The sequence below is a fragment of the Cyanobium sp. ULC065 genome (assembly GCF_977927515.1).
Map to the genome: position 1 here is coordinate 3,100,594 of NZ_OZ376393.1, position 16,589 is coordinate 3,117,182.

At 65.0% G+C, this 16,589-nt stretch carries 11 protein-coding genes; 4 read left to right on the forward strand and 7 right to left on the reverse strand.

Going from position 1 to position 16,589, the window contains the following annotated elements:
* Positions 1-112 precede the first annotated feature (112 nt).
* Positions 113-2,932: a TIGR03960 family B12-binding radical SAM protein gene (locus ACXMDP_RS15540; RefSeq protein WP_259730087.1), complete on the reverse strand. Its 2,820-nt coding sequence runs from the start codon at positions 2,930-2,932 to the stop codon at positions 113-115.
* 217 nt (positions 2,933-3,149) lie between these two features.
* Between ACXMDP_RS15540 and ACXMDP_RS15545 the strand changes: the two genes are divergently transcribed.
* The 3 genes from ACXMDP_RS15545 to ACXMDP_RS15555 all read left to right on the forward strand — a co-directional run bounded on the left by ACXMDP_RS15545 (position 3,150) and on the right by ACXMDP_RS15555 (position 5,661).
* Positions 3,150-4,406, forward strand: coding sequence for an LL-diaminopimelate aminotransferase (locus tag ACXMDP_RS15545; protein ID WP_259730096.1), 1,257 nt, complete (start codon positions 3,150-3,152; stop codon positions 4,404-4,406).
* 71 nt (positions 4,407-4,477) lie between these two features.
* The gene (clpS, locus tag ACXMDP_RS15550; protein WP_255101333.1) at positions 4,478-4,804 is read left to right on the forward strand and encodes an ATP-dependent Clp protease adapter ClpS; all 327 of its coding nucleotides are present in this window, start codon (positions 4,478-4,480) and stop codon (positions 4,802-4,804) included.
* Complete coding sequence (locus ACXMDP_RS15555) at positions 4,804-5,661, forward strand: CPBP family glutamic-type intramembrane protease (protein ID WP_311134141.1); 858 nt, start codon at positions 4,804-4,806, stop codon at positions 5,659-5,661. Before clpS ends, ACXMDP_RS15555 begins: the two co-directional genes overlap by 1 nt.
* A gap of 443 nt (positions 5,662-6,104) precedes the next feature.
* On the opposite strand, the gene ACXMDP_RS15560 is transcribed toward ACXMDP_RS15555, so the two are convergent.
* The 4 genes from ACXMDP_RS15560 to cofG all read right to left on the reverse strand — a co-directional run bounded on the left by ACXMDP_RS15560 (position 6,105) and on the right by cofG (position 12,551).
* Positions 6,105-7,343 carry an HlyD family secretion protein gene (locus ACXMDP_RS15560; RefSeq protein ID WP_457766979.1) on the reverse strand — a complete coding sequence of 413 codons (1,239 nt, stop codon included), beginning with the start codon at positions 7,341-7,343 and terminating at the stop codon, positions 6,105-6,107.
* Complete coding sequence (locus tag ACXMDP_RS15565) at positions 7,340-9,487, reverse strand: peptidase domain-containing ABC transporter (RefSeq protein WP_259730085.1); 2,148 nt, start codon at positions 9,485-9,487, stop codon at positions 7,340-7,342. The genes ACXMDP_RS15560 and ACXMDP_RS15565 overlap by 4 nt, the downstream gene beginning before the upstream one ends.
* A 398-nt stretch (positions 9,488-9,885) precedes the next feature.
* A complete protein-coding gene (locus tag ACXMDP_RS15570; protein ID WP_259730094.1) occupies positions 9,886-11,442 on the reverse strand; it encodes a photosystem II high light acclimation radical SAM protein in 1,557 nt (518 codons plus the stop codon).
* Between the two features lie 98 nt (positions 11,443-11,540).
* Entirely contained in the window at positions 11,541-12,551 is a 1,011-nt protein-coding gene (cofG, locus tag ACXMDP_RS15575) for a 7,8-didemethyl-8-hydroxy-5-deazariboflavin synthase subunit CofG (RefSeq protein ID WP_399233384.1), read from the reverse strand.
* Between the two features lie 218 nt (positions 12,552-12,769).
* Between cofG and psbA the strand changes: the two genes are divergently transcribed.
* On the forward strand, positions 12,770-13,849 hold the full coding sequence (gene psbA, locus ACXMDP_RS15580; protein ID WP_457766938.1) for a photosystem II q(b) protein: 1,080 nt from the start codon (positions 12,770-12,772) through the stop codon (positions 13,847-13,849).
* Between the two features lie 387 nt (positions 13,850-14,236).
* Here the strand turns inward: psbA and ACXMDP_RS15585 are convergent, their stop codons facing one another.
* Positions 14,237-15,601, reverse strand: coding sequence for an APC family permease (locus ACXMDP_RS15585; protein WP_259728778.1), 1,365 nt, complete (start codon positions 15,599-15,601; stop codon positions 14,237-14,239).
* Positions 15,602-15,627: 26 nt separating this feature from the next.
* On the reverse strand, positions 15,628-16,488 hold the full coding sequence (locus tag ACXMDP_RS15590; RefSeq protein ID WP_457766980.1) for a methyltransferase domain-containing protein: 861 nt from the start codon (positions 16,486-16,488) through the stop codon (positions 15,628-15,630).
* Positions 16,489-16,589 lie beyond the last annotated feature (101 nt).

Consider the following 16,589-nt stretch of genomic DNA (forward strand, 5'->3'; position numbering starts at 1 on the left):
CGAGCCGTTCACCTTGGTTCGCAGGAGTGCATCGCTGTTGTGGCTCGCAGGAGGGGGTAGCCAGCGTGGCTGGCTGCTGTTGAGGGCGACCTGCCGCTACAGGCCTTGGCCCTCAGGCCGGCGGCGCCAGGATCAGACGTTCACGCCGGCAGCGGCCCAGAAGCAGGGGCTGGCCGAGCGCCTCCACCAGCCACTGGCGCACCTGATCGGGGCGGATGCTGCGGCCCTGGGCATCGATGCGGGCCTGCAGGCGGAGTGTCACTGAGGCAGCAGCTGTGCCCTCCCCGGTAGCGGCGCCGGCGGCCGCAGCTTCGGCGCTGGCTGGGGCGGCGGCTTGAGCTGCGGCCGTGATGACGCGGGAGCTGCTGTCAGCGCCCTGCGGCGCTGGCAGCAGCTCCAGGGCGATCAGGCAGGGGCGGCAGTCCCGCTCGCGGGGGCGGCCCTTCTTGTCGCTGTCCCGCCAGGGGAGGGTGGCGGACTGCAGCAGATGCTCGATCGCCCGGTGCCAGTCGTCGGTGGACGGAGCCATCACGGGCTCTGCGCCGGCGGCGACCTCCGGGAGCAATTGCAGGCTCCAGTGGGCCTCCGCCAGTTGCTGGGAGAGGGCCGGGCCCGCCAGGGGCACCTCCTGCACCGAGTGCAGGGAGAAACCGTGTGGAAGCTGGGCCTGCAGCCGCGCGAGCACCTCCTGCGGTGGACAGACCTGAGCGAACTCCAGATCGAGCCATTCACCTTCCGCCTCCACACCCAGCGGCAGCGCCAGGGCGAACTGCAGCCGGGGCAGGGGATGAAAACCGCCGCTGAAACTCACCGGCAGCTGGCTGCGGCGCAGGGCCCGCTCCAGCAGGCGGGCCAGATCGAGATGGCTCAGCAGTGCCAGCGAGCCCCGCTTGCTGAAGCCGAAGCGCAGCCTTTGGATCCGTTCGCTGGCGGGGCTGCGCGGCGGCTGCGCCGCAGGGATCGGTGGAGGCGCCACCACCACGTTGTGGCCGAACTCCGGCCCACAGACGCCGCAACTGCTGCAACCCTCAAAGGAGCAGTCCGGCACCACCACTGCAGCAAGGGCCCGTTGCAGGTCTTCGGCCAGCCAGCGCTTGTCGACACCGGAATCCACGTGATCCCACGGCAGTGGCTGGGCGCAGAAGGCCTCCAGATCAGCGCCGCTCAAGGCACCGGTGGCCGTCCAGTCCCCCAGCTCCAGCGCCCGGTAGCGGCCGCCCAGTCCCTCGGCCTCAATCGCCCCGGTCCAGGCGGCGTGGGTGCGGTCGATCGTTTCGAACCAGGCATCCATGCCGGCTCCGGCCCGCCAGGCCGCCTCCAGCACCGGTGCCAGGCGCCGGTCGCCCCGGCCGATGAAATCCTCCATCGCCGACAGGCGCGGATCGGTGACATTGCACTTGATGCCCTTGAGCGTGCGCAGCTCCCGGCGCAGCAGCTCCTGGCGCCGCCGGAACTCCGCCGTGGACACGCTGTGCCACTGGAAGGGTGTGTGGGGCTTGGGCGTGAAGTTGCTGATCGTGAGGTTCAGCTCCAGCCGCCCCAGATCGCGGCACTGCTGCTGCAAAGCGCGGCAGGTGTCGGCGATGCCGATCACATCGGCGTCGGTTTCACCGGGCAGGCCGATCATGAAATAGAGCTTCACCTTGCGGTAGCCGTTCTCCATGGCGGTGCGGATGCCGCGCAGCAGCTCCGCGTCGGTCAGCCCCTTATTGACGATGTCGCGCAGGCGTTGGGTGCCGGCTTCCGGGGCGAAGGTGAGGCCCGCCTTGCGGGTGCCGCCCAGGATGTGAGCAATGTTCTGGTCGAAGCGGTCCACCCGCTGGCTGGGCAGCGTGAGGCTGACGTTGTGCTCGGAGAGGCGGTTGCGCAGCTCCACGCCCACTGCCGCCAGGGCGAGGTAATCGGAGCAGCTGAGCGACAGCAGGGAGAAATCGCTGTAGCCGGTGCGGGCCATGCCCTCCTCCACCGCTTCGATCACGGCCTCGGGTTCCACATCGCGGGCCGGACGGGTGAGCATGCCGGGCTGACAGAACCGGCAGCCCCGGGTGCAACCGCGGCGGATCTCGATCGTGAGCCGGTCGTGGACGGTTTCGATGTGGGGAACGAGGCCCATGCCGTAGTGGGGCATGGGGGTGGCCACCCGCCGCAACACGCGCGCCGGCAGCTCCGGCCGCAGCGGCTGAAGGGTGACACCATCGGGGCCCGGGGCATAGAGCGCCGGCACGTAGACGCCGGGCACATGGGCCAGATCAGCCAGCAGCGCTGAGCGGCTCAGCCCGTCGGCCTTGGCCTCGGCCACCACCAGGCCAATCTCCGCCAGCAGTTCCTCGCCGTCGCCGAGGGCGAAGAAATCGAAGAAGGCGGCGAACGGTTCGGGATTGCTGGTGGCGGTGGGGCCGCCGGCGAAGATCAGGGGTGGGGCTGCCGGGTCGTTGAGCGGCAGGTCGCCCCGGTCGGCGGCCCGCAGTGGCAATCCCGCCAGATCCAGCATCTCGAGGATGTTGGTGGCGCCCAGCTCGTAGCTGAGGCTGAAGCCGAGGATGTCGAAGACGGCCAGGGCGCGGCGGCTTTCGACAGCGAACAGGGGTTGGCCCTGCTGGCGCAGGCGCTCGGCCAGGTCGGGCGCCGGCAGGTAGGCGCGATCGCAGAGCTGGCCTGGGATCGCATTGAGAATCGAATAGAGAATGATGTGGCCGAGGTTGCTGGCGCCCACCTCGTAGAGATCGGGATAGGTGAGACACCAGCGGGCACCGGCGCTGTCCCAGTCGCGTGGCAGCACGCCCCGTTCGTTGCCCAGGTAACGGGCGGGGCGGGCGATGGTGCTGTCCACCAGCTGGTCGAAAGCGACGCGCCCGTGAGGCAGCGGAGGGGTCGCGGCGATGGCGGTGGGCGTCGCGGCAGCAGCGGAACCACACGAAGTCGCCATGGTCATGGCTGAACGCTCAGCAGGCCGCAGGCTGATCGTAGGCAGCTGTCAAGGAGCACCAGCAGCTAGCTGCTGGTGCGTGCGGTGCAGGGCTGGGCAAGCAAACGGGGCAACTACAGCAGGGGCCTGTCACAGCGGTGACCTGCGGCGTTGCACTCGTGCTGCTCCCAGCGCGTGCGGCGCCGTAGCAGGATGCCTGCCAGCGACATTGGCGGCGGCAGCAGTGGTTCAGGTCAACGGCAACTACCTCAAACTCAAGGCCGGGTATCTCTTTCCGGAGATTGCCAGGCGCGTGAAGGCCTTCGCAGCGGCCCATCCCGACGCCCGCCTGATCCGGCTCGGCATCGGCGATGTGACCGAACCGTTGCCTGCAGCCTGCCGCGAAGCGATGAAGGCCGCCATCGACGCCATGGGCACGGCGGAAGGCTTCCATGGCTACGGCCCGGAGCAGGGCTACCTGTGGCTGCGCGAAGCGATCGCCCGCCACGATTTCCAGGCCCGCGGCTGCGCGATCGATGCCGAGGAGATCTTCATCTCCGATGGCTCCAAGTGCGACAGCAGCAACATCCTCGACATCCTCGGCCCCGACAACCGCATCGCCGTCACCGACCCCGTCTATCCGGTGTATGTGGACAGCAATGTGATGGCGGGCCGCACCGGTGAGGCTGACGCCAGCGGCCGGTACGGCGGCCTCACCTACCTGCCGATCACGGCCGACAACGGCTTCATCGCCCCGCTGCCCGAGCAGCCGGTGGACCTGATCTACCTCTGCTTCCCCAACAACCCCACCGGCGCTGTGGCCACCAGGGCCCAGCTGCAGCAGTGGGTCGACCATGCCCGCGCCACCGGCGCCCTGATCCTGTTCGATGCTGCCTACGAGGCCTTCATCCAGGACCCCGAGCTGCCCCACTCCATCTATGAGATCGAGGGGGCCCGCGACTGCGCCATCGAGTTCCGCTCCTTCTCCAAGAACGCCGGCTTCACCGGCACGCGCTGTGCGCTCACCGTGGTGCCCCGCGGCTTGATGGGCACCACCCCCGCAGGAGAAGCGGTGGAGCTCTGGGGGCTGTGGAACCGGCGGCAGAGCACCAAGTTCAACGGCGTCAGCTACATCGTGCAGCGGGGCGCCGAAGCGGTGTACTCCGCCGCAGGGCAAGCCGAAGTGAAGGCTCTGGTGGCCTTCTACATGGAGAACGCGGCGATCATCCGCCGCGAGCTGGCGGCTGCCGGTCTGCAGGTGTACGGCGGCGAGCAGGCCCCCTACGTGTGGATCAAGACCCCCGCCGGCCTCGATTCGTGGGCCTTCTTCGACCGTCTGCTGGAGGAGGCCAACGTGGTGGGCACCCCGGGCAGCGGTTTCGGCGCCGCAGGCGAGGGCTACTTCCGCCTTTCAGCCTTCAACAGCCGCGCCAACGTGGAGGAGGCGATGGCCCGCATCGCTCGCGCCTCCCTGGTGCCTGCTTCCGCCGGAGTTGCCTAAATTCGAACCTCACGTTTCTGGCTGCGCGCCGCTCGTCACCCCGTCCCCTTGCCGTTGTTCCTCCTTTGGCGATGACCCTTCCCCAGGCGGTTGAAACCCCCGGCCGATCACCCGGGGGTGCGGCGGTGATCGACAAGGAGGTGCAGCGGGTGCGCAAGCCCTCGCCGCGCTACCGGGTGCTGCTGCACAACGACCCTGTCAACTCGATGGAGTACGTGGTGTCCACCCTGCGGCAGGTGGTGCCCTCCCTGAGCGAGCAGGACGCCATCGCCGTGATGCTGGAAGCCCACAACACCGGCGTGGGGCTGGTGATCGTCTGCGATCTGGAGCCGGCGGAGTTCTACAGCGAAACCCTCAAGGGCAAGGGTCTCACCAGCACGATCGAACCGGAGGCGTAGTGGAGCCCCTGGCTCCCGCGCCGCTGACCACACCGGAACAGCAGAGCCGCCGGCCCCATGGCCTCGGCACCCTGCTGTACGTTCCTGCGCTCTACGGCGTGGGCTGGCTGGCGGCGCGGCCACTGCAATGGCTTGCGCCGGGCCTGCGGCCTGATCAGATCGACCTGGCCGGGCTGGTGGTGGCCCTGTTGCTCCTGCTGTTCAGCCTGCCCTGGCGCCTGCGCCGCAGCTGGGGAGCCACCCATCCCTGGCGGCGGCTTGGAGTGGTGGCGACACCGCTGATGGCGGTGCGGGCGTTCTTGGGCGGACTGGCCAAGGCCGTCCTGCTGCTGGCACTGGTAGCCGCTGTGCTGTTGGCCAGCGGACAGGCTGCGTGGCAGCTGGATCTGAAGGCCGGCGAGCTGCTCAACGCCCTGGCCCTGCTGCTGGGGGTGGGCTTCGCCGAGGAATTGCTGTTCCGCGGCTGGCTCTGGGGTGAGCTGTCCCTGCAGCTGAGCGGCCGCCGCGCCCTGCTGCTGCAGGCTGCGCTGTTCGCCCTCGTGCATCCCTGGTACCGGGCCGGCAACCCGGGAGCCATCGGACTGCTGGGCGGGCTGATCCTGCTGGGGCTGGCTCTGGCCCTGCAGCGACGCAGTGACGGGGGCGTGCTTTGGGGAGCGATCGGCCTGCATGGCGGCCTGGTGGGCGGCTGGTTCGTGCTCCAGACCGGGCTGCTGCAACTGGCGCCTGAGGCGCCGGCCTGGCTGGTGGGACCCGGGGGGGAGGTGCCCAATCCAATCGGAGGCCTGATCGGCTGGCTGGGGCTGGGGGCACTGCTGGCCTGGGGCTCCCTTACAGAGAGACGCGCACCGGGTTGATGGAGTGGTGGATACCGTTCCAGGATCACAACCGATCGCTTATTTCCAGGATGAATCAATACCTCCAACCAAGCGAACCGCAGCGCAAGGATGGTCAGTCATCCAGCAATCATTCTCAAAGACATGTCCTTGAGCGCCCCTGTGAACATTTGAACCATGACTGACGACTGCTGCAGAAATGGAGAATGGTCGTCAGAAAGCTTCTGTAGCCTTGATGGCTTTCCAGCAGGACATTGCCACTCCGTTGAAGCAGCCGCCCGATCGATTCATCGCGATTCCGTTCTTTTGTATCAGGTTTACTCTCACTCCCCACCTCCATCCTCAGTGATTTTCTCCCTGCTGTCCGATGCACAGAGCGCCGGGGTCTGACAAGGAGCGGAGTTTCAAGCTCAGCTGAACATCATCAAAGCCTGGAGATTCGGAATTTGTAGCAAGATCGATCGTCAGATGGGCAGCACGAACCTCCCCTTGCGCAAAACGAAGCGCAGCACCGTTTCCATTCTCGTGGTGATGTCCGCGGTGAAGTTCATTCCCAGACGCACGTCACAGCGCCTTGAGCCGGATCGCATCACCGTGGTGTGCGGCACGACGGTGACTTCGTATCCCGACGAGGTCCCTGCTGCTGGTGGCGCTGGGGATTGAGGCGGTGCCTGCGCAGCCGCCGGCCTGATCACGTCCGGAGAAACAGACCGCACCGTTCCCCGCAGGGTGCCGAAATCGGGGAAAGGACAACCAGCAAGGCGAAGATCCGCCCGCTGACCTGGCTTCACGTTGTCGATATCTTCGGAGGCCACGGTCATCTTCGCCACCAGCCCCCTGCCGCTGGGGGCGATGCGAGCCAGCTCCTGGCCCTGCTGGACCACCTGCTGGGGGTTGAACAGCTGCATGGAGAAGAGCACTCCATCCACAGGCGCACGCACCAGGGTGATGCCCAGATCCCGGCTGACCTGGGCGCGTTCCCCGCTGTTGGCGGCGAACTCCTGGGCGAGCCTGGAGAGCTGGGCATTGTCGCGAAAGCGCACCTCCTCGACGGCGCGTCGGGCCTTGGCCAGGTCGGAGCTGGCCACCTCCAGGTTGGCGGCCTTCTCATCGAGCTGGAGCGGTGCGATCGCTCCGCTGTTCCTCAGCAGCTGGAAGCGGTTGAACTCCGCCTGGGCCAACTGGAGGGCGGCCTGGGCCTTCTCCACCTGCAGCTCAGCACCCTGCACCGCCGCCCTGTTCTGGCTGCGCAGGGCCTCCAGTTCCCGTTCGAGGGCGCTGCGGCTGGAGGCCAGTTGCTCCCGCCTTCCCTCCAGGTCGGCGGGATCCAGCACCGCAATCACCTGGCCCCGACGCACGGTCTGATTGGCTCGGGCGTCGACGCTGCGCACCCGGCCGCTCAAAGGGGCATGGATGACACTGGTTTCTCCAGTGGGGCGAATCTGGCCGCTTCCACGCACCACCACCCGGTAGGGCCAGACCGCCATCAGGCCGACCGCGCTGACGAAGCTTCCCAGCATCACCAGACCGAGAAGCCTCACCCACGGCCGCACCGAAGGTAGAAACTCCTCGCTGGTGCTGGGCCGGAGCACCAGACCGGCATCGACCTGCCGCGCTGCGAGTCTCTCAGGCTTTCGGGCCTCCGCCGACACCGTCAGCATGGACTGAGCCGAGGGCGGATCAACGGGAGATGGATCGCTCATGCGGGCAGGAGATAGGGGGTGAGTGGTTCCACATCGCGCAGGTCCTGGGGCCGTCCCTGAAACTTCACCTTGCCGCGCTCCAGGTACACGATCCAGTCGCAGCGGAGGATCACGCTGGGTCGGTGGCTAACCATCACGGTGGTGAGACCCTGCCGAAGCGGCAGAAGCCGATCCAGCAGACGGCGTTCCAAGCCGGGATCCAGAGCTGCTGTGGATTCATCCAGGATCAGCACCGGCGGCCTGGCCACCAGCGCCCGGGCGATCGCCAGACGCTGCCGCTGGCCGCCGGAGAGGTTGGCACCGAACTCACCCAGCACTGTCTGATAGCCATCGGGGAGCTCGCGGATGAACTCATCGGCCAGGGCCAGATCACAGGCAGCCACCACCTGATCGAAGCCGGCATCGGGATAGGTGAAGCGAAAGTTCTCCAGGATGGTTCGGTTGAAGAACTGCGGATCCTGTGGGATGAGCGCCACCTGCTGCCGGAGGCACTCGAGCGAGATGTCCTTGAGCCCGTAGGGTCCGTAGTGAATCGTGCCGCTCTGGGGCGGATAAAGACCCGCCATCAGCTTCACCAGGGTGCTTTTGCCGCAACCTGACTCGCCGATCAATGCCGTCATGAAGCCGCCCGGGATCGTGATATCGAAATCCTTGAGCAGCTCCATGCGCCCGGCATGGTGAAAGCCGAGATCCTTGCAGCGGATCTCACAACCCAGTGGAAGCGCCACCCAGGGCTTCGTTGCGGCCTTGGGATCCTCCACCGTGCCATCGAGCACCTCCGAGAGGCGATGGAACACCACCTGAGCAGTGATGAAGTCGCCGGCGAAGGCCACCAGCGAATCCAGGAACTCCAGGACGTTGAACCCCATGCCGTTGAAGGCCAGCAGCTGGCCAATGCTCAGCCGGCCGGCGATGACAAAAGTGCTTCCATACCAGAGCAGCGCCAGAGTGGTGACGTTGGAGAGAAGCTCGGTGGTGCTGGAGCCAAACAACTTCAGCTGCAGCGTCTTCCAGCGCAGATGAGACAGGGTTCCGAAATTGCTCTGGTATTCATCCCAGACCTGCGGGGTGGCTTCGGTGGTTTTGAGAACCTGGGCCCCGCGGAAAGCCTCGACCAGGAACCCCTGATTCTCGGCGGACTGCACGATGAGACGGCGGGTCTTCTGACGCAGCGCAGGCAGGAACAGCAGATTGGCACTCACCACCAGCAGGAATGCGAGCAAGGCAACGACCGTGAGGGCAGGGCTGTAGGCCAACATCACCGCGAGCGACACCAGGGCGACGAAGAGCTGGCTGGGGAGGCCCAGCACCACATCGCCGATCAGACCATTGATGCGATTGACATCGCTGATTCGGCTCACAACTTCGCCGCTGCGGTGGCTGTCGAAATAGGTCATCGGCAACCTCAGCAGCTGATGGCCGTACTCGAGCAGCATCCCGAGTTGCAGGCGCTGGGCGAAATGGCCCACGAGATGGCCCTGCAGCAGAGAGATCAGGTTGCGGAAGACGAACAGCAACAACATTCCCAGCCCAAGGCTGGTGAGCAACTGGCTATCCCGCCTCACCAGCACGTCGTCGGTGAGGAACTGCATCAGCAGCGGCATCGCGAGAGCGAGTAGACCGATCACCGCATTAATGGCCAGGGCCTGCGCTAGCAGGCCCCGATAGGGCAGCACCAACCTCAGGAACCGCAGGAAGGGGGCCCGTTGAGCCTCCTCCTGTTGGTTCAGACGATGGAGATCGGGCTCGAGCAGCAGCATCACGCCGTTGCTCCAGCCCTCCAGAAACTCCCGCTCGGACAACCAGCGCAGCCCAACAGCCGGATCGGCGATCAGGTAGCTCTGCCTGCGCTTAACGTGGAGGACCACCCAGTGATTGCCCTTCCAGTGGCAGATCGCTGGCAGGGGAACGGTGTCAAGATGCCGAAGCAAGTCGGACTCGACACGCACCGCTCGGGCCTGAAAGCCGATGGCGTCGGCCCCTCGGCGCAGCCCCAACAGAGTGGAACCGAGGGAGCCGGTGCCGACCAGCTCACGCACACGCGCGAGAGAAAGATTCCTGCCGTACTGGCGAGCCACGGTCGCGACACAGGCAGCGCCGCAATCCTCCTCGGAATACTGCTCGACGAAAGCGTAGCGGGGCATTGAATGGAGAACGCATCAGGAAAGTAGGGGACTAGACGTTCAAGTGACACTGAAACTGTGGCGGTTCGCAAACCGAATCAACGGCGCGCCGCGACATAGAGCCTCACACTAAGGAAGATTTTGCAGGCCTTCTCAAGCGGCCGGCTGCCGAAAGGGATGGGGCAGCCAGCTGGATCTTCCTCAACCAGGAAGACCCAGCGAGTGCGAACCCATTCCCCAGCAGATTCAACAAGCCCTTTCGGCGCGCTGACGTAGCACCCAGGTATAAAACCTGCGCAGCAGAATGGGCCAGAATGCGGAACAAAGTCATGGACGACTTGGAGCCTGAAGACCATGCAGTGAACGAGAGTCGAGAGTCCGGCCGTCTGCAGCCATCCCGCTGAACGCTCCAGAAATCATCACCCGACAGCCGTAGCAAGGGCCCGGCGCCCTTCCACCGGCGCATGCAGCGACTCCTCCAACGGGGCCGTGCCGTAATCGCGCTGGAGCAGATCCATCACGGTGCGGCCGAAATCAGCGGGGTTCGTCTCGAAGGCTTCCAGACAGATCCGGCCGAAGGTGCTGCCGAGTGGCTCGGGATTCCAGAGCAGTTTCCTGGCCGTCCAGGGCATCATGCTCATCGGGTTGTAACCGGGCTGCAGAATGTTCTGATCAAAGGCATACTGCTCCAGGTGCGTGTGGGGCTGCAGGCCGATGAAGAAGATCGCCGGCTCCACCTGCTGCACGCCGAAGATCCGCTCCAGCTCCCGGTGATAGGCCACGGTCTGGCGGATCGTTTCCGGCCGTTCATCAATCACGTTGAAGGAGTAATTTACGGACACCGTTTCGCGGAAGCCGGCGCGCACCAGCAGGCGGCAATTCTCCAGCACGGTGCGAAGGTTGTAGCCCATGCGCATCTTGCGCACCAGCTCCTGGCTGCCGGAGGTGATGCCGATCTCGAAGTAACTCATGCCCGTAGCCACCATCAACTCAGCCAGTTCAGCGTCCAGGTTGTCGGCGCGGATATAGGCCGCCCAGCGGATATCGCTGAGCCCCTCCGCCTGAATCGCCCGCAGCAGCTCCTTGGCATCCTCGATATAACGGCGTGCAGGAATGAACTGGGCATCGGTGAACCAGAAGCCGCGCACGCCGCGGTCGTAGAGCTCACGCATCTCTGCCACCACCTCAGCCACCGGGTTCACCCGCACCTGCTTTCCTTCCACCACCGTGTACACGCAGTAGCAGCAGTTATGCGGACAGCCTCGCTTGGTCTGCACGCCCACATAGAAATCACCCGCATCCAGATACCAATCGAGCTGGGGCCAGATCGAAGCGATGTAGTTGTAATCGCAGGCTGTTTTGATCAGACCGGCGGGCTGCTCGTGAATCAGGCCAGGCCGGGGCTCTTCGCCCACCACAAAACAGCGTTCACCATCCAGTGAGACTCCTTCAATCAGCTTCTCCAGCAGTGGCTCGCCTTCGCCCACCGACACCACCGTGCCCTTGGGCAGGCGACGGCCCAGCTGCTCGTAGAACACGCTCACCGCACCACCGCCAAGCACGACGCGGGCGCTGGAGTGATAGCGACGGGAGCGGGCCAGGCCCTTGCGCACCAGGCGCAGATTGCGCCACAGCTCTCCATAGAACGCCCCCATCAGACGCAGCCCCCCGATGGCACCGCGCAGGCGTTTCAGCGGGTCACGCGCATAGAACACCTCGAAGGAGTTCTGCAGGGGGTTGCCGCCCCGGCCATCCACCGGCGCATAAATCTGAATATCGCGCCAGGAGAACACCAGCAGGGTGGGACGGAAGGCGTCGATCGTGGCCAGCAGCACCCGCTCCACATCCAGCACCGGCAGGGCCGCCAGATCAAGCAGGCGCTGGGGCAGCTGCGGGAAGCGTTTGTGCAGATGATCGGCCAGATACACCGGACCGACGGGAAAGATCGGATTGCAGGGCAAGCGGATCAGCAGCACCCGCTCGCCATTGGGGCCCTCGGCGTGATCGGCAGGCCGGCCCGGTGAAGGTTCCGGTGAAGGTTCGATGGTGGTGGCGTGCGGCACGTCCAGCCGGTTCAGGCGAAGTCGGACGCTAACAATCTCACTTCAAGATCAGTGGCCCGGCGGCGCAGGGCAGGCGGCAGCCAGGCGATCCAGGCGGGCTGCACGCACAGCCGCGGGCGCAACTGCCAGCCGGCAGCCGCCAGCCGGGCAGAGAGCTGGGCCGGGCTGGGTTGGGGGTAGGCGGGATTGATCACATCGTGAACATCGATGCCGCCCAGGTCGTTGATGCCGGCAGCGATCGCGTCCGCCAGGCCATCGAGCGGCCACAGGTTGGCGGGCAATTGGAGGTTCACCTCGGGCGGCAGCAGCCGGCGCGCCAGCCGGATCGTGTCGAGCACCGCCCCCTGCTCCGCCGCATCCAGCGGGCGGGCCTGCGCGCCATCGGGACGCCAGGGCTGAAGAATCACTTCCTGGAGATGGCCCCAGCGGCGCTGCAGCCTCGCCAGCAACTCCAGCGCACGGCGGCGATCCGCCGACGTTTCGCCCACGCCCAGCAACAGACCGGTGGTGAACGGAATGCCCAGCCGGCCGGCCTGCACGAGCTGGCCGATGCGCCGCTCCAGCCGCTTGCTGGGGGCGGCCCGGTGCAGACGGTCGTAGGCGGGGCCCAGCCCTTCGAGCATCAGCCCGAGCGAGGGGTTCAGCCGCCCCAAGGCGGCCATTTCCCGCAGCGAGAGCGGGCCGGCATTGGTGTGAGGCAGGCGCCCCATGGCGAGCGCCTCCCTGCTCAGCGCCAGCAGCCAGGCGAACCAGGCGACCCGCTGCGGAGAAGCGGGGGCGGTTTCTCCGGAGAGCAGCAGCACTTCGCTGGCCTGAGGCCGTCGGAGGAGCTGCTCGCGGGCTTCAGCTGTGGTGAGCAGTGGCGCAGTGCCGGGGGGGCGGCGAAAGCTGCAGTAGGTGCAGGCGTTGAAGCAGGCGTGGGTGGGCACCAGGGTGACGCTGGGGCTCCAGCGCACGACGGGGTCGCGGCTGCGGCGGATCGCCGCGTGGCTTCGCCTTCTGTTCTGCCGGTGCAGCTGCATGTTCATCCCTGCCGGCGCAGCTGCCTGTTCATCCGCCTGCGTGAACGCTCCTGCGCCGCCACTGCTGAAAACCGAAGCCAAACCTTAAGCGCCCCACACATCCCGCAATGTGCTGTTACATTGCGTCAGGCGAAAGGCTCCGGCCTGCGGAGGGGACGTTCCCCCGACGCTTTCGCCTTACTTAACCGACCCCTTCGGGGGCCACACCCAACGCTCTCATGACCACCACTCTTCAGCAGCGCCAAGGCGCGTCTGCATGGAGCCAGTTCTGCGAGTGGGTCACCTCCACCAACAACCGCCTCTATGTGGGCTGGTTCGGTGTGCTGATGATCCCCACCCTGCTGGCCGCCACGATCTGCTTCATCGTGGCCTTCATCGCTGCACCCCCTGTCGACATCGACGGCATCCGTGAGCCGGTCGCCGGTTCGCTGATGTACGGCAACAACATCATCTCCGGCGCCGTTGTTCCTTCCAGCAACGCCATCGGCCTGCACTTCTACCCCATCTGGGAAGCCGCCAGCCTCGATGAGTGGCTGTACAACGGCGGTCCTTACCAGCTGGTGGTGTTCCACTTCCTGATCGGCATCTTCTGCTACATGGGCCGCGAGTGGGAACTCTCCTACCGCCTCGGCATGCGCCCCTGGATCTGCGTCGCTTACAGCGCTCCTGTGGCCGCTGCTTCCGCCGTGTTCCTGATCTATCCCTTCGGTCAGGGTTCCTTCTCTGACGGCATGCCCCTCGGCATCTCCGGCACCTTCAACTTCATGCTGGTGTTCCAGGCGGAGCACAACATCCTGATGCACCCCTTCCACATGCTGGGTGTGGCTGGTGTGTTCGGCGGCTCCCTGTTCTCGGCCATGCACGGTTCGCTCGTCACCAGCTCGCTGGTGCGTGAGACGACCGAAAGCGAGAGCCAGAACTACGGCTACAAGTTCGGCCAAGAAGAAGAGACCTACAACATCGTGGCTGCTCACGGCTACTTCGGTCGCCTGATCTTCCAGTACGCCTCCTTCAACAACAGCCGCAGCCTGCACTTCTTCCTGGCCGCCTGGCCGGTGGTGGGCATCTGGTTCACCGCCCTGGGCGTGAGCACGATGGCCTTCAACCTGAACGGTTTCAACTTCAACCAGTCGATCCTCGATGGCCAAGGCCGTGTGGTGAACACCTGGGCGGATGTGCTGAACCGTGCAGGCCTGGGCATGGAAGTGATGCATGAGCGCAATGCGCACAACTTCCCGCTCGACCTGGCGTCTGCCGAAGCCACCCCTGTGGCCCTGTCCGCTCCGGCGATCGGCTGATCCCCTACGTTCTTCAACAGGTTTTCATCGAAGACAGGTTGAGGAGCATCGATTGATCAGCAGCCCCCGCAGATTGCGGGGGCTTTTTTTTTGGCAGGAAGCAGCGAGAGGTGGATGGGGGACTGGGACTGGGATTGGGATTGGGTGTGGGTGTGGGCAAACAGGTGCGAATGATGAAGAACGGCTTAGGGCCAGGGGTGGTGGCTGCCGCCTGTGAGCACAAGGCGCACGCATGTCGGCATCGGCTCAGACCGGCAGGAAGCGCGTGAACAGCCTTCCGTGCAGATCCCGGGCAAGAACGTTCTGACGCCTCGGACGCTGCAGTTCGAATCAGCAGACTCCACCAAGGGCAAGAGCGCCCTCCGTGCAGCAGCTTCAGCTTTGCGATCAAGAAAGAAGGTGGAGCTTTCGCTGCCGCAGGCACAGGCCTACCAGAGCAACAACACCAGAGAGCAAGACAAACAGAGAGAGGAAAGCCGGTTCATTGGCAGCGGCATGCTGGAAGCTTGAAAACGCTAGATAGACACATGCCACAGCGAAAAGAAGCGGACACAAGGGGAAGAGTGGCGTCTGGAAAGTGTTCACGCTTGGCGCACCGGAGCGGCGGCGCAGGATGATCAGGGACAGTGCAATCAGGGTGAGAAAAGCCCAGAAGAGGGGTGCGGTGTATTCCACGATCGCCGTGAAGCCATCGGGTTGAACGGCGGCGATCGCAATCAACGCGCTGCTGAAAAGACTCTGAACCAGAAAACTCCGGGTGGGGGTGCTTCGTACCCTCTGCCATCCGCCGAGGAAGCCAAGGGCCTGCCAGCCTTGGCCAAGGGCATGGTTGGCCCTTGCACCCATCACCATCGTTGCGTTGATGCTGGTGAGGGCGGCCGCCCCGATCAGCAGGATCACAGCCAGCTCTGCCCAGCGGCCAAGGGTCTGGCCCAGAACATCCACGGCGGCAGCAGAGCTTTGGGCAAGCCCGGAGATCCCCAGCGCGGAAAGCAACGACAGGTTGAACACCAGATAGATCGCGGTGATCAACACCAGGCTCAGCACCAGCACGTTCGTGACCGCGCGAGGCCCACCTCTCACCTCTGAAGAGATGGTGGCGGCCTCATTCCAACCGCCGAAGGTGAGCAGCACGAACACCAGGGCTGTGCCCAGGCTGGCCGGACGGGGACTGCTCTGAAAGGCCTCGGTGGAGATAGACGCGAGGTGACCATTGCTGGCAAAACCGGCAATGCTGATGATCAGCAAACCAACCAGGATCACCAGCACCAGTGGTTTCTGGATGCCGGTGGCCACGCGCAGCCCCAGCAGATTCGATGCCGTGAGCACAAGCACGACAACCAGCGCCCCCATCCCTTCAGATCGGAGGCCCAGGGGCAGCAGACGGCTGATGGCGTCGCTGAACACAAAAGCAAGCAGAGCAATCGAGCCAGGATTGATCACCGTGGCCTTGGTCCAGGCATACAGGAACGACAACCTGCGGCCATAAGCCAGGGTGAGGAAGTGATACTCACCGCCGATGTGGGGGTAAGCGGAACTGAGTTCGGCATAACAAAGGGCGCCGGTGAAGCTCACCACAGCCCCCACAACCCAGGCAGTGATCAACCAGCCGGGATCCTGGGTGAACTGCGCCACCAGGCTGGGGGTCTTGAAGATCCCGGCTCCGATCACCAGGCCAACGATCAGGCAAACAGCTTCCCATTGGTGGACCACCCTGGCTGGATTGGTCTTGGCTAAAGAGGAGGAGGTCATGGACTCTGCCTGCGCGCACAATTGGCTCATGGCCGACTCCGAAGCGCTTGGCCGATCCGGCCACCTGACAGCTGCACGTCCACCCCCTGATCGCTGAGGGTTCCGGCAAGGATTCCGGCTCGGACCGTTCCCTTGAACGTGCCGCGGGGTTCGTCACCATTGGCTGATCTGGTGCCGTAGGTGAAGCTGATCGCTTCGCCCCGCATCCGTCCGGAGAGAATGCTGAGGCTCTCACCATTGAGCAGCAGGCGGCCTCCCAGCAGCTGGAAGGACTGCTGGATGTCAAGCTCCGCTGCCGGCTTCGCACCATGAGCGCCCAGCTGCCAACGGCCCTGCACCGAGGCCGGAACCACCCAGAAATAGCCTCTGCCCCCTTCCAGCTCAATGGTGGCATCAGCCGGCCAGGTGCCCATATCGAAGGAATTGGATACAACACGGGTGCCCGGACGCATCGCCAGGATGGTGGGCTTCAGCTTCACGTTGAGTTGTGGCAAGAGGTAAAGCGTGAGCACCGTGGCTTCGCTGAAATCCTCTTTGAAGATGTCTCCCCTGATGAACGTCACCTTGTCGTTCACTGCGGCCCGAGCGGCATGACGTTTGGCAAGCGCAACCAGATCTGGGTTGTACTCAATGCCAACAGCTTTGATCCCATAGCGTTGAGCCGCGCCGATTACAATCTTGCCGTCGCCTGAGCCAAGGTCGTAAAGAATGTCACCGTCCTGGATGTTCGCGATGTCCAACATGGCCTGCATCAGGGCATCCGGCGTTGGCACCCAGATCACGTCCTTCCCTTCCTGACCCACGCTTGGCTGGTACAGCACATCGCCTGGCGTGGCTTGGGAGCCATCGGCCCTTGCAGCGACCGGTGGCAGCAGCCAGACCAACAACGCTGATGTGACCAAGGCCAGACCATTGATCCTCACCATCGAACGGCTTGTTCTTCGAGCCGACCCCAATAGTCCGACTGGATGACCGCCGCAGTGGGACA